The sequence below is a fragment of the Streptomyces sp. Tu 3180 genome (genome assembly GCF_009852415.1).
Taxonomy (GTDB): Bacteria; Actinomycetota; Actinomycetes; order Streptomycetales; family Streptomycetaceae; genus Streptomyces.
Map to the genome: position 1 here is coordinate 5,491,551 of NZ_WOXS01000002.1, position 20,698 is coordinate 5,512,248.

The window sequence follows — 20,698 nt, forward strand, 5'->3', positions numbered from 1 at the left end:
ACGTGACCACCGGCACCACCCGCACCCCCGACACCTCCGGCACCCCCGACGTGACCGTCGAGACCGTCGGGACGGACGCCGGTCCCGCCCGCATCACCTGGCACCGGGCGCCGCGCGGCGCACGCCTCGTCCTCGCGGTCGGCCACGGCGCCGGCGGCGGCATCGAGGCCCGGGACCTGAAGGCCCTCGCCGCCGCCCTGCCCGCCCACGGCGTGAGCGTGGCCCTCGTCGAGCAGCCCTGGCGCGTGGCCGGCAAGAAGGTGGCCCCGGCGCCGAAGACCCTCGACACCGGCTGGCGCGGCGTCTGGCCCGCGCTGGCCGGGCCCGGCCTGCCGGTGGTCGCGGGCGGGCGCAGCGCGGGCGCCCGTGTCGCCTGCCGCACGGCCGGCGAGCTGGGCGCGCACGCCGTGCTCGCCCTGAGCTTCCCCCTGCACCCGCCGGGCAGGCCCGAGAAGTCCCGCGCCGGCGAGCTGCTCGGGACCGGGGTGCCCACCCTCGTCGTCCAGGGCGGGAACGATCCGTTCGGCAGGCCGGAGGAGTTCCCCGAGGGGGCGTACGAACTGGTCGGGGTGGAGCACGGCGACCACGGCTTCGCCGTCCCCAAACGGGCGGACATCACGCAGGAGGAGGCCGTGGCGGTGGTCACGGACGCGGTCGTGCGGTGGTGCGGCTCACTCGGGTGACGCGCCGGGAATGCCCCGGCGGCTCCCGCTGTTGAGCCGGACGTACGTGCCGGTCAACGGCACCGCCGCCGTAGGAGAGGAAGTTCGCCCCATGGGTTCGACCTTCTGCCCGAGCCGCAGCAGCCGCGCCGACCTGGAGTGGACGGTGCTGCACGCGGCCAGGACCGCCCCGATTCGGGCGGCGGGCGGACCGGATCGTCGTCTATCCTCCGATTCGGGTGAGACCGGTCTCGGTCTCACGACAACTCTGGAGGAGGTGGGTCCGGTTCCCGGTACCGACGCAGGGACCGAACACGGCCAGGCGGAGCAGCCCGAGGGCCGGGGCAACGGCACGGGCGCGGAGTCGACCGCGGAGCGCAGCGCGCGCTTCGAGCGGGACGCGCTCGAGTTCCTCGACCAGATGTACTCGGCCGCGCTGCGCATGACGCGCAACCCGGCCGACGCGGAGGACCTGGTGCAGGAGACGTACGCCAAGGCGTACGCGTCCTTCCACCAGTTCCGCGAGGGCACCAACCTCAAGGCGTGGCTGTACCGGATCCTCACCAACACCTTCATCAACTCGTACCGCAAGAAGCAGCGCGAACCCCAGCGCAGCGCGGCCGAGGAGATCGAGGACTGGCAGCTCGCGCGCGCCGAGTCGCACATGTCCACGGGTCTGCGCTCCGCGGAGTCGCAGGCGCTGGACCACCTGCCCGACTCGGACGTGAAGGAAGCGCTCCAGGCGATCCCCGAGGAATTCCGCATCGCCGTGTATCTCGCGGACGTGGAGGGCTTTGCCTACAAGGAGATCGCCGACATCATGGGCACACCCATCGGTACGGTGATGTCCCGGCTGCACCGGGGCCGCCGTCAGCTGCGCGGCATGCTCGAGGACTACGCCCGCGAACGCGGACTGGTCCCGGCCGGCGCCGGAGAGTCGAACGAAGCGAAAGGCTCGGGGTCATGAGCTGCGGAGAGCCGCACGAGACGGATTGCAGCGAAATCCTCGATCATCTCTACGAGTTCCTCGACCGTGAGATGCCGGATACCGAGTGCACCAAGTTCGAGCACCACTTCGAGGAGTGCTCGCCCTGCCTCGAGAAGTACGGGCTCGAGCAGGCGGTGAAGAAGCTGGTCAAGCGGTGCTGCGGGCACGACGACGTACCGGGCGACCTGCGTTCCAAGGTCATGGGCCGGATCGAGCTGATCCGCTCCGGCCAGACCGTGCCCGAGCAGGACGTCACCGCCGCACCGGCTTCACCGGCCGAATCGGCCGCACCGCAGGAGTCCTGACACCCCCCGACGTGCGACCGTCCCGGGAAGGGACCGCCGTCACTCGTACGTGCTAATCCGCGGGTTATCGGCCCGCGGAGGCGCCCCGCGCCGTCCTAGGCTCCAGGACCTGACAGGCGGCGGGTCGAGTGCGTCGGGCACGGTCGGGAGGGGCTCATGGAGGCGTTACCGGGACGGGCCCGCGCGCTGGTCGCCGGTGTCGCCCTGCTGGGCCTGTTCTGTCTGCTGCCCCTCCCGGGCGTCCACGTCCCCTGGGGAGCGGTCGCCCTGCTCGCCGCGCTGTACGGCGGCTGCGAGTGCCTCGCCCGGTCGCGCCTCGTCGGCACCCCGCACCCGGGCGGAACCTTCTACCCCGTCCTGCTCGCCGGAGCCTTTCTGCTGCCGCCGCCCGCCGCGGCGCTGGCCGCCCTGCCCGGGGCGCTGCTCGTCCCCGTGGCGCGGCGGCCGTACCCGGCCCGACGGCTCTGGCGGGCCGGCCGCCTGGTGCTCGCCGTGTGGGCCGCGGGCCGGGTCCACCGGACGGTCGGCGGCCGGGACGCGGTGGCGGACTGCGACGTCCCGCTCGCGCTCGGGACCGCCGGGGCCGCGGTGCTGGTGTTCTGCCTGGTGCTCACCCTGCTGGACGGCGCCCTCCTGGCGCTGACCGCGGGCGTGCCCCTCCGGCGCGGGGGACGGACGGCGGGGCCGGACGCCTGGTGGCGGCTGTTCCTGCGGTCACTGGCGCCGATCACCGTGCACGGTCTCGCCGGACTCATGATGGCCCTGCTGTGGCGCAGCCCCTACGGGCCCGTGGCCGCGCTGCTCGTGCTGCTGCCGATGTGCGTCTCGTGGTGGGCCTTCGCCCAGTACCACCGGGAACGGGCCGCGCACCGGGCGACGATCCGCGCCCTCGTCCAGGCCGTCGACATCAAGGACGGCTACACGCGCGGGCACAGCGAGCGCGTCGGACAGGCGTCCATGATGATCGCGCGCGAACTGGGCATGGACGACGAACGGGTCGAGGTGCTGCGGTTCGCGGGCATCCTGCACGACGTCGGCAAGCTCGGCGTGCCCACCCGGCTGCTCACCAAGGACGGTCCGCTCACCCCGAGGAGCGGCGGGTGATCGAACTGCACCCCGAGTACGGGCACGAGATGGTGCGGGGGATCTCCTTCCTGGGCGAGGCCCGGGCGGCGGTGCTGCACCACCACGAGCGGCTGGACGGCAGCGGCTACCCCTACGGGCTGGCGGGCAGTCAGATCCCGGAGTCCGCGCGGGTGGTCGCCGTCGCCGACGCCTTCGACGCGATGACCTCCACCCGCTCCTACAGCCGGGCCCGGCCCGTGCCCGTGGCGCTGGAGGAGCTCCAGCGGTGCGCGGGGTCCCACTTCGACCCGCGGATGGTGGCCGCCCTGGTGCGCGTGATCGGCCGGGTCGGATGGCGTCCCGAGGTGACCGCCGACGACGCCCGCGCCCGTGCCGTGGCCGCGCCCGCCGCACCGGTCGCCGACCGGTCCGGGGCGCGCCGATGAGGCCCGGGCTCCACACCCTCGTCCACACGTGCGCCGCGGTCCTCGCCGCCGGGTCCCTGGGCGTCACCCTCCACCACGGCGTCGAGGACCGCGCCACCGCCCTCGCCTTCGGCGTGCTCGTCGCGGTCGGCGAGCTCACCCGGCGCAACGGGACGCGGATCAGGCAGGCCGCGCCGCTCGCCGCCGCCGGGTCGCTGTCGTACGCGCTGCTCGGCGAGGCCGGCGGCCGGCCCACCCACCACGGCGCCGCCCAGGCCGTCACCGTGGTGCTCGCCGCCTCCCTGCTCGGCAGCGTGCCGCACGTCGGGCGCGGCCACGGCCCCACCCTCGACCCACTGGCCCGCCGGGTGCTCACCGTCGGCTTCGTCGCCGTGTGCTTCCAGCCCCTGTACAGCCAGGGCGCGTTCGACGACTGGAGCGGGCCGGCCCACGCGCTGCTGCTGCTCGCCCTGCTGTCCCTCACCGCGCTGTGCGACGCCGTGCTGGCCGCCGCGCTGGCCCACTCCCGCACCGGGTGGCCCTTCCTGCCGACGCTGCGCGACGAACTGCGGGCCGTGCCCGGCATCGGGGCCGCCGTCGTCGCCACGAGCGCGGTGATGGCGCTCGGGGCCGCGGTCGTGGGCCTGTGGGCGCTGCCCGTCTTCTCCGTGCCGCTGCTGCTCGCCCAGCTGTCCTACCGGCGGTACGCCGCCGTGCGCGCCACCTACCGGCAGACCATCGCCTCCCTCGCGCGGGCCACCGAGATCGCCGGGTACACCCCGGCCGGGCACGCCCACCGGGTCGCGGCGCTCAGCCAGGCGGTGGGCCGGGACCTCGGGCTGGCCGAGCCCGAGCTGACCGTGCTCGAGTACGCGGCCCTGATGCACGACATCGGCCAGCTCAGCCTCGTCGACCCGGTCCCCGCGGGCGCCACCGCCGGCCTGCCGGTCACCGAGCAGCGGCGGATCGCCCTGCTCGGCGGCGCGGTCGTACGCCAGACCGGGGTGGACCCCCAGGTGGCCCGGATCGTCGAACGGCAGGCCGACCCGCACCGGGAGCAGCCGCTCGCCGCGCGGATCGTCCGGGTGGTGAACGCGTACGAGGAGAAGTCCAGGGAAGGAGGGCCCGGCGGGCCGCTGACCGCGCTGGAGGAACTGCGGCTGGCGACCGCCGGGGAGTACGCCCCGGAGGTGGTCGAGGCACTGGCCCGGGTGCTGTCACGGAACACGGAGGTGGTGCGTGCGTACGGGAGCTGAGCGCCGCGCGCGTTCGGGGGCCGGGCGTGGTGAGGGCCACGAACGGGGCGGTCTGACCCCGTCCGAGGCTGGGTAACCCATGGGTAATGAGCGCCTCTCCGGCCGTACGTGGTTGGATGCGAAGAAGAGGGTGTCCGGGGGCGCGGAAAGACACAGCCAGCCCACCGCACGGAACTGGCAGGCGGGAATCGTGAGGATCTTCGGCAAGGGACGGCACCGGCCCTCCGCCTCCTGGCGGCAGGCCACGGACCGCGCGTTCACGCTCATCGGCGACGGCCGGTACGAGGACGCGGGCGCGCTGCTGACACGGGCCGCCGATCTGGAGCCGTGGCTGTCGGAGTCGTGGTTCAACCTCGCGCTGCTGCACAAGTTCCGGCACGACTGGGAGCAGGCGCGCGCGGCCGGTCTGCGGGCCGTCGCGCTGCTCGACCGCGACACCGGCGCTCCCGACTGGTGGAACGTCGGCATCGCCGCCACCGCACTGCAGGACTGGCCGCTGGCCCGGCGGGCCTGGCAGGCCTACGGACTCAGGGTCCCCGGCCCGGCCACCGACTCCGGCGAGCCCCTCGGCATGGACCTGGGCAGCGCGGCCGTACGGCTGTCCCCGGAGGGGGAGGCCGAGGTCGTGTGGGGGCGGCGGCTCGATCCCGCCCGGATCGAGGTGCTGTCCATTCCGCTGCCGTCCTCCGGGCGCCGCTGGGGCGAGGTCGTGCTGCACGACGGCGTGCCGCACGGGGAGCGGAGCACGGCCGCCGGACACACCTACCCGGTCTTCGACGAGATCGAGTTGTGGGCGCCCTCACCGGTGCCGACCTGGGTGGTGCTGCTGGAGGCCGCCTCCGAGGCCGACCGGGACGCGCTGGAGCAGCTGGCCTCCGACGCCGGGTTCGCCGCCGAGGACTGGTCGTCCTCCGTGCGGCTGCTGTGCCGGATGTGCTCGGAGTCCCGGATGCCGTCCGACGAGGGCGACGGCGAGCACCTCGACCCGCACGACCACAGCGAGCCGGGACATCCCGGGCCGCTCGGCCACCGCACCGACGGCCAGTTGTGGGTGCCGGAGCGGGAGTGCGGGGTGGCCGCGCCGGCTTCCCTGGTGAGGGGGCTGCTGGACGGGTGGGTCGCGGACAGCCCGGATTCCCGGGACTGGCGGGACCTGGAAGAGGTCTGCTAGGGCGGAGGTCCGGGGGCCGGTCGCCGTACCCTGTATCAGCATCACACCCCCATGTTTTCCAGGAAGGCATACGTCGGTCATGGCTCAGCAGGACACCGATCAGCAGCACGCGAGCGTGCTCCCCGTCGACGACGAGGGGTACGTCATCGACACGGAGGACTGCGAGGAGCGCGAGGCCGCCTACCGCGAGCGCGGCACCTCCCGCCCGATCACGGTCGTCGGGAACCCGGTGCTGCACAAGGAGTGCAGGGACGTCACGGAGTTCGACGACGAGCTGCGCAAGCTGGTCGACGACATGTTCGCCAGCCAGCGCACCGCCGAGGGCGTGGGCCTGGCCGCCAACCAGATCGGCGTCGACCTGAAGGTCTTCGTCTACGACTGCCCGGACGACGAGGGCGTGCGCCACGTCGGCGTGGTCTGCAACCCCAAGCTGGTCGAACTGCCCGCCGAGAAGCGCCGGCTGGACGACAGCAACGAGGGCTGTCTGTCGGTGCCCACCGCGTACGCTCCGCTGGCCCGTCCCGACTACGCCGAGGTGACCGGTCAGGACGAGTGGGGCAACCCCGTCAAGGTACGCGGCACCGGCTACTTCGCACGGTGTTTGCAGCACGAGACCGACCACCTCTACGGCTACCTCTACATCGACCGGCTGTCCAAGCGGGAACGCAAGGACGCGCTGCGGCAGATGGCCGAGAACGAACCGCGCTACCCCGTGGTCGCCAACGACTGACACCCGGCCCCGGGGCCGCGGATCCCCTCGCGCACGGCGTCCGACCGGGCCTGTTCCCGGATCGGGCGCCGTTCGTGTGTCCGCCATGTGTTCGATCCCCTATCGCTCCGCACTGATCCGGAATCGGACACGTCGCGGAGGAATCTCGGCTTCCTGGTGGGGTGAATAGAGCAAATCCGTTCCCAGAGCGGTCAGTTGTGGTGCTGAATGGAGGTGCGGGGATACGCACCGGCGCACGCGCGGCACGGGGGCGGGCGCACGTCGCAACCGGCGGCTGAGAGGGGATTGTTCGTGCATGCTTTGTCACACGGCACCACATCGACACCGACCACCATCGCAGTTCCACCCGCGCTGTCTCTCCCGGTGATCGAGGCGGCGTTTCCCCGGCAACTCCACCCGTATTGGCCGAAGCTCCAGGGAACAACACGTGCGTGGCTGCTCGAAAAGCGGCTCATGCCGGCCGACACGGTGGAGGAACACGCCGACGGGCTGCGCTACACCGACCTCATGGCGGGCTACTACACAGGAGCCCCCGACGAGGTTCTGCAGGCGATAGCGGACTACAGCGCGTGGTTCTTCGTCTGGGACGACCGGCACGACCGCGACATCGTGCACGGCCGCCCCGCCGCCTGGCGGCGGCTGAAGGAGCGGCTGCACTCGGCCCTCGACAGCCCCGCCGACCACCTGGACCACGGGGATCCGGTGGTGGCGGGGCTCGCGGACAGCGTGCAGCGGCTGTACACGTTCCTGTCCGGCACCTGGAACGCCCGGTTCGCGCGGCACTTCCACGCGGTGATCGAGGCGTACGACCGGGAGTTCCACAACCGCACGGAGGGAATCGTCCCCACCGTCGAGGAATACCTGGAACTCCGCCGGCTCACCTTCGCGCACCGGATCTGGACCGATCTCCTGGAACCCAGTGCCGGCTGTGAACTCCCGGACACGGTGCGGAAGAACCCGGCCTACCGGAAGGCGGCGCTGCTCAGCCAGGAATTCGCCGCCTGGTACAACGACCTGTGCTCGCTGCCGAAGGAAATGGCGGGCAGTGAGGTGCACAATCTGGGAATCAGTCTCGTCACTCACGAGGGGCTGACCCTCGAAGAGGCGATCGCCGAAGTGAGGCGTCGCGTCGAGGAATGCATCAGCGAATTCCTGGACGTCGAGCGGGACGCCTTGCGGTTCGCCGACGGCCTCGACGACGGCACGGTGCGGGGAAAGGAAACGAGCGCCGCCGTGCGCGCCTGCATCGGCAACATGCGGAACTGGTTCAGCTCCGTCTACTGGTTCCACCACGAGTCCGGCCGGTACAGGGTCGACAGCTGGGACGACCGGTCCACGCCCCCGTACGTCAACAACCAAGCGGCAGGTGAGAAATGACCGTCGAGTCGGTGAAACCCGAAGCGTCCGCGGTGACCGCACTGCGCGAACCGCCGGTGGCGGGCGGAGGCGTTCCCGTCCTCGGCCACGGCTGGAAGCTGGTCCGCGACCCGCTGGCCTTCATGTCCCGGCTGCGCGACCACGGCGACGTCGTGCGCCTGAGGCTCGGACCGAAGACGGTGTACGCCGTCACCACGCCCGACCTCACCGGGGCGCTGGCGCTGAGTCCCGACTACATCATCTCCGGGCCGCTGTGGGAGTCCCTGGAGGGCCTGCTCGGCAAGGAGGGCGTGGCCACCTCCAACGGTCCGCTGCACCGGCGCCGGCGGCGCACCCTCCAGCCCGCCTTCAGGCTCGACGCCATCCCCGCCTACGGCCCGATCATGGAGGAGGAGGCGCACGCCCTGACCGAACGGTGGTCCTCCGGGCGGACCGTCGACTGCACCTTCGAGGCCTTCCGGGTCGCCGTGCGCGTCACGGCCCGCTGCCTGCTGCGCGGCCGGTTCATCGACGGGCGGGCGGAGCGGCTGTGCGCCGCCCTGACCACCGTCTTCTGCGGGATGTACCGGCGGATGGTGGTGCCGCTCGGCCCGCTGTACAAGCTGCCGTTCCCGGCCAACCGCGAATTCAACCGGGCGCTGGCCGATATGCATCTCCTCGTCGACGAGATCGTGGCCGAGCGCCGGGCATCCGGTCAAAAGCCGAACGATTTGCTGACGTTATTGCTGGACGCGAAGGACGACAATGGCGACCCCGTGGGGGAGCAGGAGATTCACGACCAGGTGGTCGGGATACTCACCGCCGGCAGCGAGACGACCGCTTCCACGATCATGTGGCTGCTCGAGCTGCTCGCCGCGCACCCGGAACACGGGGACAAGGTGCGCGACGAAGTAGAAGCCGTGACCGGTGGGCGCGCCGTGGCATTCGAGGACGTCCGCAAGCTCGCGCACACCAACAATGTCGTCGTCGAGGCAATGCGTTTGCGTCCGGCCGTCTGGATTCTGACCCGCCGGGCGGTGGCCGACACGGAACTCGGCGGCTATCGCATTCCGGCCGGGGCGGACATCGTCTACAGCCCGTACGCGATCCAGCGCGACCCGAAGTCCTTCGAGCGTCCCCTGGAGTTCGACCCCGACCGGTGGCGGCCGGAACGCGCGAAGGACGTGCCGAAACACGCCATGCGGCCCTTCAGCGTGGGCAACCGCAAGTGCCCGGGCGACCACTTCTCGATGGCCATGCTGACGCTGATCACCGCGGCGATGGCCACCCGGTTCCGCTTCGAGCAGGCGGCCGGCTCGGACGACACCACGCGCGTCGGCATCACCCTGCGCCCGAACCGGCTGCTGGTGAGGCCGGTCGCCCGGTGAGCCCCGCCCGCCGGCGGGCGCTCAGGCGGCCTCGGGGCCGCGGAACGTCCGCCGGTAGGCGTTCGGCGTGGTCCCCACGGTGCGCACGAAGTGGTGGCGCAGGGCGGCCGCGTCGCCGAAACCGGTGCGGCCCGCGATCGCGTCCACCGTCTCGTCCGTCGCCTCCAGCAGGCGCTGGGCCAGCAGGACGCGCTGGCGCAGGATCCAGCGGTAGGGCGTGGTGCCGGTCTCCTGCCGGAAGCGGCGGGCGAAGGTGCGCGGGGACATGTGGGCGCGGGCGGCCAGCTGCTCGACGGTGACCTCCTCGTCGAGGTGCCGCTCCATCCACACCAGCACCCCGGAGACCGTGTCGCCCCCGGACCGCGGCAGCGGGCGCTCGATGTACTGGGCCTGGCCGCCGTCGCGGTGCGGGGGCACGACCATCCGCCGGGCGATCCTGTTGGCGACCTCCGGCCCCTGCTCCTTGCGCACCAGATGCAGACAGGCGTCGATGCCGGCGGCGGTGCCCGCGGAGGTGATCACCGGGTCCTCGTCGACGTAGAGCACGTCCGGTTCGACGGTCAGATGGGGGTACCGCCTGGTCAGGTCCTCCGCGTGACGCCAGTGGGCGGCGGCGCGCCGGCCCTCGAGGAGCCCGGCGGCGGCGAGCACGAACACGCCGGAGCAGACGCTGAGCACCCGGGCGCCCCGGTCCACGCCCCGGCGCAGGGCGTCCAGCAGCTCCGGCGGGAAGTCCCGCGACTCGTAGCGGGAGCCGGCCGGCACGGCGATGAGGTCCGCCGTCTCCAGGCGCTCCAGGCCGTGCTCGACCTGGAGGGAGAACCCCGTGTTGCTGCGCAGCGCGCGGCCCTCGGCCGAGGCGACGGCGAAGTCGTAGACCGGCAGGCCGTCGTCGCTGCGGTCGACGCCGAAGACCTCGCAGACGACACCGAGCTCGAAGGGGTTCACACCGTCGAGGAGGACGGCCGCCACGTCGTGGAGCATGCCGTCAGTGTGCCTCACCGCTGGCAGTAAATCGAGGTTCTACGGCAGTCCTGCCACTGCCGGTAAGGAGTGTTCGGCGCGACAGTGGTGTCCATGGATACGACACGCATGGAAGCACTGATCGGAACGCTGACCGTCCTCGGCCTGCTGGTCCTGATGGTCCTCCCCGCCGTGATCGGCATCGTGCGCGACCGGCGGATCGACCGGCAGATCAGGCGGGCGGAGGCGGGCCGCGCCGCCGCGGAACGGCGCGACACCGCCGCACCGGCCCGCACCGCACGGGGCGCCGCGTCGCGCCGTGCCGCGCGGGACGCCACCTCGCACCGCACCGCGCGGGCGGCGTGAGGCGAGGTGGCACCCGGACCGGCGCCCTGTGGGGAACCCCCTAGAAGTCCTCGTCCAGGTCGACCGTGCCCTCCACGGCGACCTGGTACGCGGACGGGCGCCGCTCGAAGAAGTTGGTCAGCTCCTGCACGCCCTGGAGCTCCATGAAGGAGAACGGGTTCTCGGAGCCGTACACCGGGGCGAAGCCCAGCCGGGTCAGGCGCTGGTCGGCGACGCACTCCAGGTACTGCCGCATCGACTCGGTGTTCATCCCCGGCAGCCCGTCGCCGCACAGGTCGCGCGCGAACTGCAGCTCCGCCTCGACCGCCTCCCGCAGCATGTCCGTCACCTGCTGCCCGAGCCGGTCGTCGAACAGCTCCGGCTCCTCCTTGCGCACGGTGTCGACCACGTCGAAGGCGAAGGACATGTGCATCGTCTCGTCGCGGAACACCCAGTTGGTGCCGGTCGCCAGCCCGTGCAGCAGGCCCCGGCTGCGGAACCAGTAGACGTAGGCGAAGGCCCCGTAGAAGAACAGGCCCTCGATGCACGCGGCGAAGCAGATCAGGTTGAGCAGGAAGCGGCGGCGGTCCGCCTGCGTCTCGAGCCGGTCGAGCTTCTCCACCGAGTCCATCCACCGGAAGCAGAACTCGGCCTTCTCCCGGATGGAGGGGATGTTCTCCACCGCCGCGAACGCGGCCGCCCGGTCGTCCGGGTCGGGCAGGTAGGTGTCCAGCAGGGTCAGGTAGAACTGGACGTGGACCGCTTCCTCGAAGAGCTGCCGCGACAGGTACAGCCGCGCCTCGGGGGAGTTGATGTGCTTGTACAGCGTGAGCACCAGGTTGTTCGCCACGATCGAGTCACCGGTGGCGAAGAACGCCACCAGCCGGCCGATGAGGTGCTGCTCGGCGGGGCTCAGCTTCGCGAGGTCGGCCACGTCGGAGTGGAGGTCGACCTCCTCCACGGTCCAGGTGTTCTTGATGGCGTCCCGGTAGCGCTCGTAGAAGTCGGGGTAGCGCATCGGGCGCAGCGTGAGCTCGAAGCCCGGGTCGAGCAGGTTCTGGGGACGGGTGGTGCTGGTCATCACTGACAGGCCTCACAGGACTCGGGGTTCTCGAGGGAGCAGGCGACGGCCTCTTCGGGGGCCGGCTGCGGGACGGGGACGGCGGTCTGCGCCCGTGCGGCGCGCGCGATCCGGGTCGCCGGACGCGAACGCAGGTAGTACGTCGTCTTCAGGCCCTGCTTCCAGGCGTACGCGTACATCGAGGAGAGCTTGCCGATGGTCGGCGTCTCCAGGAACAGGTTGAGCGACTGCGCCTGGTCGAGGAACGGGGTGCGGGCGGCGGCCATGTCGATCAGCGCGCGCTGCGGGATCTCCCACGCCGTGCGGTACAGCCGGCGCACCTCCTCGGGGATCCACGCGAAGTCCTGCACCGAGCCGCCCGCCTCACGCAGCGCCTCGCGGGTGCGCGCGTCCCACACGCCGAGGCGCTTGAGGTCGTCGACGAGGTAGGAGTTGACCTGGAGGAACTCCCCGGACAGCGTCTCGCGCTTGAACAGGTTGGACACCTGCGGCTCGATGCACTCGTACACGCCCGCGATCGAGGCGATGGTGGCGGTGGGCGCGATGGCGAGGAGCAGCGAGTTGCGCATCCCGACGGCCGCGATCCGCTCGCGCAGCGCCGCCCAGCGCTCCGGCCAGGTCAGGTCCGCGGCGTAGTGGTCCGGGTGCAGAACGCCCCGGGCGGTGCGGGTCTTCTCCCAGGCGGGCAGGGGACCGTTGCGCTCGGCGAGGTCCGCGGAGGTCTCGTACGCGGCCAGCATGATCCGCTCGGCGATCCGGGTGGACAGCCGCCGGGCCTCGGGCGAGTCGAAGGGCAGGCGCAGCTTGAAGAAGACGTCCTGCAGCCCCATGACGCCCAGACCCACGGGGCGCCAGCGGCCGTTGGAGCGGCCCGCCTGCTCGGTCGGGTAGAAGTTGATGTCCACGACCCGGTCGAGGAACGTGACGGCCGTGCGCACGGTCGCGTCCAGCCGCGCCCAGTCGAGGTCGCCGGCGGCCGTGTCGACGAACGCGCCGAGGTTGACCGACCCCAGGTTGCAGACCGCCGTCTCCCCGTCGTCGGTGACCTCCAGGATCTCCGTGCAGAGGTTGGAGGAGTGGACGACGTGGCCCGGCTCGGCGGTCTGGTTGGCGGTGCGGTTGGCGGCGTCCTTGAAGGTCATCCAGCCGTTGCCGGTCTGCGCGAGGGTGCGCATCATCCGGCCGTACAGCTCGCGCGCGGGGAGGGTCTTCCTGGCCAGCCCCTTCTCCTCGGCGGCCCGGTAGGCGGCGTCGAACTCCTCGCCCCACAGGTCGACCAGCTCCGGCACGTCCACCGGGGAGAACAGCGACCACCGGCCGTCGGCGTCCACCCGGCGCATGAACTCGTCCGGCACCCAGTGCGCGAGGTTCAGGTTGTGCGTGCGGCGGGCGTCCTCACCGGTGTTGTCGCGCAGCTCCAGGAACTCCTCGATGTCGGAGTGCCAGGTCTCCAGGTAGACCGCCGCCGCGCCCTTGCGCCGTCCGCCCTGGTTCACGGCGGCGACCGAGGCGTCCAGCGTCTTCAGGAACGGGACGATGCCGTTGGAGTGCCCGTTGGTGCCGCGGATCAGCGAACCGCGGGCCCGGACGCGGGAGTAGGACAGGCCGATGCCGCCGGCGTGCTTCGAGAGGCGGGCCACCTGGTGGTAGCGGTCGTAGATCGAGTCCAGCTCGTCCTTGGGGGAGTCCAGCAGGTAGCAGGACGACATCTGCGGGTGCCGCGTGCCGGAGTTGAACAGCGTGGGGGAGGAGGGCAGGTAGTCCAGGCGGCTCATCAGCCCGTAGAGCGCGGCGACCTCGTCCACCGACCGCACGCTGTCGTCCTCGGCGAGACCGGCGGCGACCCGCAGCAGGAAGTGCTGGGGCGTCTCGACGACCTTGCGGGTGATCGGGTGCCGCAGCAGGTAGCGGCTGTGGAGGGTGCGCAGGCCGAAGTAGCCGAAGCGGTCGTCGGCCCGGGTGTCGATCAGCGCGTCGAGCCGGTCCGCGTGCAGCCGGACGAACGCGGCGGTGCGGTCGGCGATCAGGCCCTCGCGGTGCCCGGTCGCGACGGACCCGGTGAACGACGTGACGCCCTGCGAGGCGGCCTCGGCGCGGATGCCGACGGTCAGCAGCCGGGCGGCCAGCCGGGAGTAGGCGGGGTCCTCGGAGATGAGCCCGGCCGCGGCCTCGGTGGCCAGTTCCCGCAGCTCCGTCTCGTCGGCGCGGGCGGACCGGCCGCGCAGCGCGGCGGCGGCGACCCGGCCGGGGTCCGCGTCGGGCAGGTCGGCGGTCAGCTCGGTCAGGGTCCGCAGCAGCGCGGCACCGGGGCCGTCGCTCTGCTCTGTCACGTCGACCGCTGAAGCCGGATCGGCTGGCGCGATGGTCACGTGGGGCTCTCCCTCGCTCGGCACGGGGGCCTCGCCGAGGGCGGGGGGCAGCACACGAACGCACGCGGCGTCGCGTCCACCGGCCCATTCCACGAGGCCCGGACGTCAGGGCACCCGGACCGGACGGCCGGGCGCACTGTCGGCAGGTCCTCGGACTGAAGCCCGTGCGCGCCCGCGCCATGACGCGAACACGCACAAGTACACCGTTGCGGGACAGTTCCGGATTCGCACCGGATTCCCCTGCGGCGACAGCGAGCACGAGCATACATCTTGTGCCGGGTGCTGTCGGCAGGCCCATATGTTGTGTCTCGATGGTGTCAGAGTGTCAACTCATAGGTGAAGAGCGTGATGTCGTCCAGGTGCGGGAGGGACTTCCGGTCGCGCCCGGGCGTGCGGACGGAACCCAGCCGCTCGTGGACGCGGGGGGCGGAGTGCACGGTGCGCCGGGCCGGCAGCACGACCCGGACGCAGCCCTCGACGGCCCGTGCCCGGCCGACGCAGGCGCGGACGAGGGCCTCCCCGACACCGCGGCCCCGGGCCGCATGGGCGACCGCGAGCATCCGGATCCCGGCCTCGCCGGGCCCGGCCATGCAGGCCATCGGTCCGCTGCCCGGTACGAACGTCACCCCGCCCGGCACGCCGCCGTGCTCCACGGCGGCCGGCACCTCGGTGACCGCCGCCCGCGTCGCCGCGTGCCCCCGGCTCACCGGGACACGCGTCGCGCCCCCCGAGGCCGAGCAGCCCGTCCCGGAGGTGGGCCTGCGCGGTGGTCTCACCGAGTTCCCCGTGCTCGCCGGGCTCCGCCGGCCGGACGGCGACGCCCATGGGGGGAGAGTGTGCTTGACGGATACGACGACGGGCCGCCGGATTTCTCCGGCGGCCCGTGGTTCACGGCTGCGGCGTCAGTGCGCGCTGCCCGCCGTGGCCGGCGGGAGCTCCACCTGGACGCCCGGGTCGCCCGCGTCCGCCGTGTAGTCCTCCGGCTTGGTCTGGTCGACGCCCTCGGGGGCCTTGGCGGCCCTCAGGACGAAGGTCAGGACGACCGTGACCAGGACGTTGATGACGAAGGCGGTGAGGCCGATGTAGCCGATCTCGCCGATGCCGGGGATCTCCTTCGAGGAGCCGCCGAAGTGCTTCTGCGTCGGGGAGGCGACGCCGTACGCGGCGACCGTGCCGTAGAGCATGCCGACCGCCCAGCCCGCGAGCAGCGCCCAGCGGTGGAACCAGCGGGTGAACAGGCCGCCGACCAGGGCCGGGAAGGTCTGCAGGATCCAGATGCCGCCCAGCAGCTGGAAGTTGATGGCGACGGTCTTGTCCATGGTCAGGACGAAGGCGAGCGCGCCCACCTTCACCAGCAGGGAGACGATCTTGGAGACCTTGGTCTCCTGGGCCGGTGTGGCGTCCGGCCTGATGAAGTCCTTGTAGATGTTGCGGGTGAACAGGTTCGCCGCCGCGATGGACATGATGGCCGCGGGGACGAGGGCGCCGATGCCGATCGCCGCGAAGGCGACGCCCGCGAACCAGTCGGGGAACATGTCCTCGAACAGCTGCGGGATCGCCAGCTGGCCGTTCTGCACCTTCACGCCCGCCGCGATCGCCATGAAGCCCAGCAGCGCCAGCAGACCCAGCATCAGGGAGTACAGCGGCAGGATCGTGGTGTTGCGGCGGATCACCTCGCGGCTGCGCGAGGACAGCGTCGCCGTGATGGAGTGCGGGTACATGAACAGCGCGAGCGCCGAGCCCAGCGCCAGCGTCGCGTACGTCCACTGGCCCGCGTCGCCCGGCACCAGCGCACCGCGCGGCGCGCCCGTGGCCGGGTTGGTCTGGCCGAACGCCTCGTTCGCCGAGGCGAAGATCTCGTCGAAGCCGCCCAGCTTGATCGGGATGTAGATGATCGCCACCGCGATGACGAGGTAGATCAGCGTGTCCTTCACGAACGCGATGAGCGCGGGCGCCCGCAGACCCGAGGAGTAGGTGTACGCCGCCAGCACGCCGAAGGCGATCAGCAGCGGCAGGTCCTTGACGAACCAGTTGGTGTCCTCGCCGCCGCCGACGCCCATCACGTCCAGCACGGCCTGGATGCCGACCAGCTGGAGCGCGATGTACGGCATCGTCGCCAGGATGCCGGTGACCGCGACGGCCAGCGACAGCCCCTTCGAACCGAACCGGCCGCGCACGAAGTCGGACGTGGTCACGTAGCCGTGCTTGTGCGACACCGACCACAGGCGGGGCAGGAAGGTGAAGATCAGCGGATACACGAGGATCGTGTACGGCACCGCGAAGAAGCCGGCCGCGCCCGCCGCGTAGATCGCCGCCGGGACGGCCACGAAGGTGTACGCGGTGTACAGGTCGCCGCCGAGCAGGAACCAGGTCACCCAGGTGCCGAAGGACCGGCCGCCCAGGCCCCACTCGTCGAGGCTGTGCTCGTTCGCCGCCTTGCGCCAGCGCGCGGCCAGGAAGCCCATGACCGTGACGAGCACGAAGAAGAAGACGAAGACGGCGAGCGCCACGCCGTTCACGCCGTCGTTCACTGCGCCGCACCTCCCTTCGGGGCCCTGCGGGCGCGCTGGTCACGCTGCCAGAGCTTGTACGCGACCATGGTCAGCAGGGTGGAGATCAGCACCCACGCCATCTGGTACCAGTAGAAGAACGGGATGCCGATGACGACGGGGTCGGTCTTCGCGTACGACCCGACCCACAGCATGGCCACGAAGGGTGCGACGAGACAGAGGGCGATGACGACGCGCACGGGCGTCACCACCGGCCCCCTGCCGGTTCCTGGGGCTTGTGACATCAGACGGCTCCGTCCCCTCACTGATCACCGGCGGTAGTGCGCAGGAAATCTAGGTCAGGGGGTGGCTCGTCCGTAACCCCTCGTCCGTATACCGGTACCTCGAATTCCACTCAACCGAGAGGCACCGGCAGCGAAATCCCCGTCAACCGTCCGTTTCGCCGGGGCTCCCGGGCTCAGTCCTGCGGACGCTTCAGCCGCGCGACGAACTTGTACCGGTCGCCCCGGTACACCGACCGCACCCACTCCACCGGCTGTCCGTCCCGGTCCAGCGAGTGCCGGGAGAGCATCAGCATCGGCAGGCCGACGTCCGTGCCGAGCAGGCCGGCCTCGCGCGGGGTGGCCAGCGAGGTCTCGATGGTCTCCTCGGCCTCCGCCAGATGGACGTCGTACACCTCCGCGAGGGCGGTGTAGAGGGACGTGTACTTGACCAGGCTGCGGCGCAGTGCCGGGAAGCGCTTCGCGCTCAGGTGGGTGGTCTCGATGGCCATCGGCTCGCCGTTGGCCATGCGCAGCCGCTCGATGCGCAGCACCCGTCCGCCGGGCGTGATGTCGAGCAGTCCGGCGAGCCGGTCGTCGGCGGTGATGTAGCCGATGTCCAGCAGTTGCGAGGTGGGCTCCAGACCCTGGGCGCGCATGTCCTCGGTGTACGAGGTGAGCTGCAGCGCCTGCGAGACCTTGGGCTTGGCGACGAAGGTGCCCTTGCCCTGGATGCGCTCCAGGCGTCCCTCGACCACCAGCTCCTGGAGGGCCTGGCGGACGGTGGTGCGCGAGGTGTCGAACTCCGCCGCCAGCGTGCGCTCGGGCGGGACCGGGGTGCCGGGGGACGCCGTCTCGGTCATGTCGAGCAGGTGCTTCTTCAGCCGGTAGTACTTGGGCACGCGCGCCGTACGGACCGCAGTCCCGCCCTCGTTCTCCGCACTGCTGACGTCGGTGCTCATGCTCTGCCTTCCCGGCTCCGAGTCCCGAAGCGGCCGACATCCCGTCGGCCACGGCTCACATCGTGGCACGGCCCGGGACGGGGTGTGCCCCGCACCCTCCGTGATCCCTTCTGTATACCCCCGGTATCAGGGCTGGTCTAGTCCACGATCGGCCCCGGCCCGTGCGACGGGCTCAGAGCCCCTGCCACTCCGGCTTGTTGGCGTAGGTGTGCCGGAAGTAGTCGGCGAGCTTCAGCTTGGAGGCGGCCGCCTCGTCGACGACCACCGTGGCGTGCGGGTGCAGCTGCAGCGCGGACGCCGGGCACACCGCCGCCACCGGTCCTTCGACGGTCGCGGCGACGGCGTCCGCCTTGCCCTCCCCGGTGGCGAGCAGCACCAGGTGGCGGGCCTCCAGGATGGTCCCGATGCCCTGGGTGATGACGTGGTGCGGGACCTGGTCGATGTCGCCGTCGAAGAAGCGCGCGTTGTCCACCCGGGTCTGCTCGGTCAGCGTCTTGATCCGGGTGCGTGAGGCGAGCGAGGAGCAGGGCTCGTTGAACCCGATGTGCCCGTCCGTCCCGATCCCCAGCAGCTGGAGGTCCACACCGCCGGCCACGGCCAGTTCCCTGTCGTACGCCTCGCACGCGCCCTGCACGTCCTCGGCCGTGCCGTCGGGCCCCATGAAGGCGTCCATGCCGATCCCGAGCGGCTCCAGCACCTCGCGCCGGAGCACCGAGCGGTAGGACTCGGGGTGGTCGGCGGGCAGCCCCACGTACTCGTCGAGCTGGGCGATGCGTGCCCGCGAGGCATCCACGGCACCGTCGCGCACCTTGGCCGCCAGTGCCTGGTAGATGGGCAGTGGCGTGGAGCCGGTGGCCACGCCGAGCAGGGCGTCGGGCTTGCGCCGCAGGAGTTGAGCCATGGCCTCGGCGATGAGTTCGCCGCCGGCCTTGGCGTCCGCAACGATGACAACTTCCACGCTGGGCCTGCCGATCTGATGAGGAGGGCTCGACTGGAACTGGACCCGGAAGGGACCATGTGGTTTAGACCAATCAATCTAGCAGAGCGGGCGCCGCCCTCCCGGGCGAGCGGCGCGGGGCGGCCCTCCTCCCGCCCCCTTCAGCATCCCAGGGCCGGGCGGACCCGGCCCGTCGCGCGGTGCTACGTCAGTGACCCTCCGGTGGCGTCCACCCAGCTCCCCGTCACCCATCGGCCCGCGTCCGAGGCCAGGAACGCCACCACGTCCGCGACCTCCGCCGGGGTCCCCACCTTCCCGAGCGCCGATATCTCCTCGGCCCACGCCCAGCCGTCCTCCGTGCCGTGCAGGAACGGGGCCGTGTTGTCGGTGTCGATCAGCCCCGGTGCCACCGAGTTCACCCTGATGCCCCGCCGGCCCAGGATCTTGGACAGGTCCCGGGAGAGGACGTCCAGTGCCCCCTTGGTCATCGCGTACGCCACGTTTCCCGGCATCGCCGCGGTCCGGGCGAGCCCCGAGGAGACGTTGATGATCCGCCCTTCGTCCCGCAGCCGCGTCATGCCGTGCTTGACGATGAAGAAGGGCGCCTTCACGTTCACCGCGAAGAGCGCGTCGTACTCCTCCTCCCGGATCTCCTCGATCGGCCGTGAGGTCCCGATCCCCGCGTTGTTCACCAGCACGTCCAGGCCGTCCGCGTGCCGGTCGAACTCCTCCCACAGCGCCTCGGCGTCCCCGGGGACGCCGAGCACCACGCCGATCGCGAACGCCGAGCCGCCCGCCGCCTCGATCGCGGCGACCGTCTCCTTCGCCGCCGCCTCGTTCCGGCCGTAGTGCACCGCGACCCGTGCTCCGTCGCGCCCCAGCCGCTCGGCGATGCCCCGCCCGATGCCCCTGCTCGCTCCCGTGACGAGTGCCGTCCTGCCCGTGAGCACACCCATGCCGACGCCCTCCTGATTTCCGTAGTGGTCGCTACAGAAAAAAACCGTACGCCGGCCCGCCGACTTTTTCTAGTGCCCGCTATAAAATGCACCCCACGGGGGGACGCGGGCGGACCGCGGGACGGACGGGGCGCAGGCCCCCCGGCGGACGAGGAGGGATCGCGTGGTGAGGGACGAGGACGCCGGGCGGAGCGGGACCGCCCGCACCGGGGCCGGACCCGCGCGCAGACCCCGCGGCCGTCCCCGCTCCTTCGACCGGGAAACCGCGCTGGAGAAGGCGCTCCTCGCCTTCTGGGAGCACGGCTACGAGGCCACGTCGGTCTCCGACCTCACCCGCGTCATGGACATCGGCGCCCCGAGCCTCTACGCGGCCTTCGGCGACAAGCGCTCCCTGTTCGACGAGGTCGTCCGGGTCTACGGCGCGCGGTACGGCTCCTTCACCGACCGTGCCCTCGCCGAGGAGCCCACCGCCCGGGCCGCCGTCGAGCGGATACTGCGGGAGGCCGCCACCGCGTACACCGAACCCGGCCACCCGCACGGCTGCCTCGTCATCCACGCCGCCGCGAACTGCTCGAACCCCGAGGTCGAGCGGTCCCTGCGGGAGCGCCGCACGGCCAACATCGCCGCGTTCGAGCGCCGGATCCGGGACGACGTCGCCGCCGGGGTGCTGCCCGCGGACACCGACGCCGGCGCGCTCGCCCGGTACACCGGGGCGATGATCCAGGGCATGTCGCAGCAGGCGCGGGACGGAGCGAGCCGGGAGGAGCTGGAGTCGCTCGCCGAAATTGCCCTGTCCGTCTGGCCCCGCGCGGGAACCCCCACGGGTTAGGCTGCGTGGTGGACGCCTGTGCGTCCGGCGGGGCGGCGCGACGATCCACGACGCGGCACCTCGCGACGTGACATCGACGAACAATGTTCCGCGCATGGACACCGGCAGTGGTCTAGTCCACAATGCACAGCAGACACAAA

At 71.8% G+C, this 20,698-nt stretch carries 18 protein-coding genes, 2 pseudogenes and 1 riboswitch; of the genes and pseudogenes, 11 read left to right on the plus strand and 9 right to left on the minus strand.

Features of this window, described 5'->3' with window-relative positions; genetic code table 11:
- The first annotated feature begins 50 nt into the window (after positions 1–50).
- From GL259_RS25790 to GL259_RS25830, 9 genes and pseudogenes are all read left to right on the plus strand, one after another.
- On the plus strand, positions 51–683 hold the full coding sequence (locus GL259_RS25790; RefSeq protein WP_159538976.1) for an alpha/beta family hydrolase: 633 nt from the start codon (positions 51–53) through the stop codon (positions 681–683).
- A gap of 256 nt (positions 684–939) precedes the next feature.
- On the plus strand, positions 940–1,629 hold the full coding sequence (gene sigR / locus GL259_RS25795) for an RNA polymerase sigma factor SigR (protein WP_208026628.1): 690 nt from the start codon (positions 940–942) through the stop codon (positions 1,627–1,629).
- Entirely contained in the window at positions 1,626–1,955 is a 330-nt protein-coding gene (rsrA, locus tag GL259_RS25800) for a mycothiol system anti-sigma-R factor (protein ID WP_159535705.1), read from the plus strand. Before sigR ends, rsrA begins: the two co-directional genes overlap by 4 nt.
- An 816-nt stretch (positions 1,956–2,771) precedes the next feature.
- Positions 2,772–3,466: pseudogene (locus GL259_RS39550) on the plus strand (HD-GYP domain-containing protein).
- Positions 3,463–4,701, plus strand: a complete 1,239-nt coding sequence (locus GL259_RS25810) for an HD domain-containing protein (RefSeq protein ID WP_159535706.1) — start codon at positions 3,463–3,465, stop codon at positions 4,699–4,701. Before GL259_RS39550 ends, GL259_RS25810 begins: the two are co-directional and overlap by 4 nt.
- Positions 4,702–4,891: 190 nt before the next feature.
- Positions 4,892–5,872 (plus strand): hypothetical protein, encoded by a 981-nt coding sequence (locus GL259_RS25815; RefSeq protein ID WP_159535707.1) that lies wholly within the window; start codon positions 4,892–4,894, stop codon positions 5,870–5,872.
- A 79-nt stretch (positions 5,873–5,951) separates the two neighbouring features.
- Positions 5,952–6,602, plus strand: coding sequence for a peptide deformylase (def, locus tag GL259_RS25820; protein ID WP_159535708.1), 651 nt, complete (start codon positions 5,952–5,954; stop codon positions 6,600–6,602).
- Between the two features lie 291 nt (positions 6,603–6,893).
- Positions 6,894–7,979, plus strand: a complete 1,086-nt coding sequence (gene cyc1, locus GL259_RS25825; protein ID WP_159535709.1) for an epi-isozizaene synthase — start codon at positions 6,894–6,896, stop codon at positions 7,977–7,979.
- A complete protein-coding gene (locus GL259_RS25830; RefSeq protein WP_159535710.1) occupies positions 7,976–9,346 on the plus strand; it encodes a cytochrome P450 in 1,371 nt (456 codons plus the stop codon). Before cyc1 ends, GL259_RS25830 begins: the two co-directional genes overlap by 4 nt.
- Before the next feature lie 21 nt (positions 9,347–9,367).
- Here GL259_RS25830 and GL259_RS25835 read toward each other — a convergent pair whose 3' ends face one another.
- Entirely contained in the window at positions 9,368–10,330 is a 963-nt protein-coding gene (locus tag GL259_RS25835) for a helix-turn-helix domain-containing protein (RefSeq protein WP_159535711.1), read from the minus strand.
- Between the two features lie 108 nt (positions 10,331–10,438).
- Here GL259_RS25835 and GL259_RS25840 point away from each other — a divergent pair, with 108 nt between their 5' ends.
- Positions 10,439–10,675, plus strand: a complete 237-nt coding sequence (locus tag GL259_RS25840) for a hypothetical protein (protein ID WP_243762388.1) — start codon at positions 10,439–10,441, stop codon at positions 10,673–10,675.
- Positions 10,676–10,715: 40 nt separating this feature from the next.
- On the opposite strand, the gene GL259_RS25845 is transcribed toward GL259_RS25840, so the two are convergent.
- From GL259_RS25845 to GL259_RS25880, 8 genes and pseudogenes are all read right to left on the minus strand, one after another.
- Positions 10,716–11,735: a ribonucleotide-diphosphate reductase subunit beta gene (locus GL259_RS25845; RefSeq protein WP_159535713.1), complete on the minus strand. Its 1,020-nt coding sequence runs from the start codon at positions 11,733–11,735 to the stop codon at positions 10,716–10,718.
- On the minus strand, positions 11,735–14,104 hold the full coding sequence (locus GL259_RS25850; RefSeq protein ID WP_159535714.1) for a ribonucleoside-diphosphate reductase subunit alpha: 2,370 nt from the start codon (positions 14,102–14,104) through the stop codon (positions 11,735–11,737). The genes GL259_RS25845 and GL259_RS25850 overlap by 1 nt, the downstream gene beginning before the upstream one ends.
- Before the next feature lie 123 nt (positions 14,105–14,227).
- Positions 14,228–14,386, minus strand: a riboswitch (cobalamin riboswitch).
- Positions 14,387–14,421: 35 nt separating this feature from the next.
- A pseudogene (locus GL259_RS25855) lies at positions 14,422–14,929 on the minus strand (GNAT family N-acetyltransferase).
- Between the two features lie 77 nt (positions 14,930–15,006).
- The gene (locus GL259_RS25860; protein ID WP_159535715.1) at positions 15,007–16,635 is read right to left on the minus strand and encodes a sodium:solute symporter family protein; all 1,629 of its coding nucleotides are present in this window, start codon (positions 16,633–16,635) and stop codon (positions 15,007–15,009) included.
- Positions 16,632–16,898, minus strand: coding sequence for a DUF3311 domain-containing protein (locus GL259_RS25865; RefSeq protein ID WP_159535716.1), 267 nt, complete (start codon positions 16,896–16,898; stop codon positions 16,632–16,634). The genes GL259_RS25860 and GL259_RS25865 overlap by 4 nt, the downstream gene beginning before the upstream one ends.
- Positions 16,899–17,071: 173 nt before the next feature.
- Positions 17,072–17,836: a GntR family transcriptional regulator gene (locus GL259_RS25870; protein WP_159535717.1), complete on the minus strand. Its 765-nt coding sequence runs from the start codon at positions 17,834–17,836 to the stop codon at positions 17,072–17,074.
- 172 nt (positions 17,837–18,008) lie between these two features.
- Complete coding sequence (gene nagB, locus GL259_RS25875; protein WP_159535718.1) at positions 18,009–18,794, minus strand: glucosamine-6-phosphate deaminase; 786 nt, start codon at positions 18,792–18,794, stop codon at positions 18,009–18,011.
- Between the two features lie 182 nt (positions 18,795–18,976).
- Positions 18,977–19,729, minus strand: a complete 753-nt coding sequence (locus GL259_RS25880) for an SDR family oxidoreductase (protein ID WP_159535719.1) — start codon at positions 19,727–19,729, stop codon at positions 18,977–18,979.
- 163 nt (positions 19,730–19,892) lie between these two features.
- Here GL259_RS25880 and GL259_RS25885 point away from each other — a divergent pair, with 163 nt between their 5' ends.
- Entirely contained in the window at positions 19,893–20,558 is a 666-nt protein-coding gene (locus tag GL259_RS25885; RefSeq protein ID WP_159535720.1) for a TetR/AcrR family transcriptional regulator, read from the plus strand.
- Positions 20,559–20,698: the final 140 nt, after the last annotated feature.

Coding starts and splice junctions, on each gene's coding strand:
- GL259_RS25835 (WP_159535711.1), bottom strand. CDS start 10,330: ATGCTCCACGACGTGGCGGCCGTCCTCCTCGACGGTGTGAACCCCTTC.
- GL259_RS25840 (WP_243762388.1), top strand. CDS start 10,439: ATGGAAGCACTGATCGGAACGCTGACCGTCCTCGGCCTGCTGGTCCTG.
- GL259_RS25810 (WP_159535706.1), top strand. CDS start 3,463: ATGAGGCCCGGGCTCCACACCCTCGTCCACACGTGCGCCGCGGTCCTC.
- def (WP_159535708.1), top strand. CDS start 5,952: ATGGCTCAGCAGGACACCGATCAGCAGCACGCGAGCGTGCTCCCCGTC.
- GL259_RS25870 (WP_159535717.1), bottom strand. CDS start 17,836: ATGAGCACCGACGTCAGCAGTGCGGAGAACGAGGGCGGGACTGCGGTC.
- GL259_RS25865 (WP_159535716.1), bottom strand. CDS start 16,898: ATGTCACAAGCCCCAGGAACCGGCAGGGGGCCGGTGGTGACGCCCGTG.
- GL259_RS25830 (WP_159535710.1), top strand. CDS start 7,976: ATGACCGTCGAGTCGGTGAAACCCGAAGCGTCCGCGGTGACCGCACTG.
- GL259_RS25845 (WP_159535713.1), bottom strand. CDS start 11,735: ATGACCAGCACCACCCGTCCCCAGAACCTGCTCGACCCGGGCTTCGAG.
- GL259_RS25880 (WP_159535719.1), bottom strand. CDS start 19,729: ATGGGTGTGCTCACGGGCAGGACGGCACTCGTCACGGGAGCGAGCAGG.
- rsrA (WP_159535705.1), top strand. CDS start 1,626: ATGAGCTGCGGAGAGCCGCACGAGACGGATTGCAGCGAAATCCTCGAT.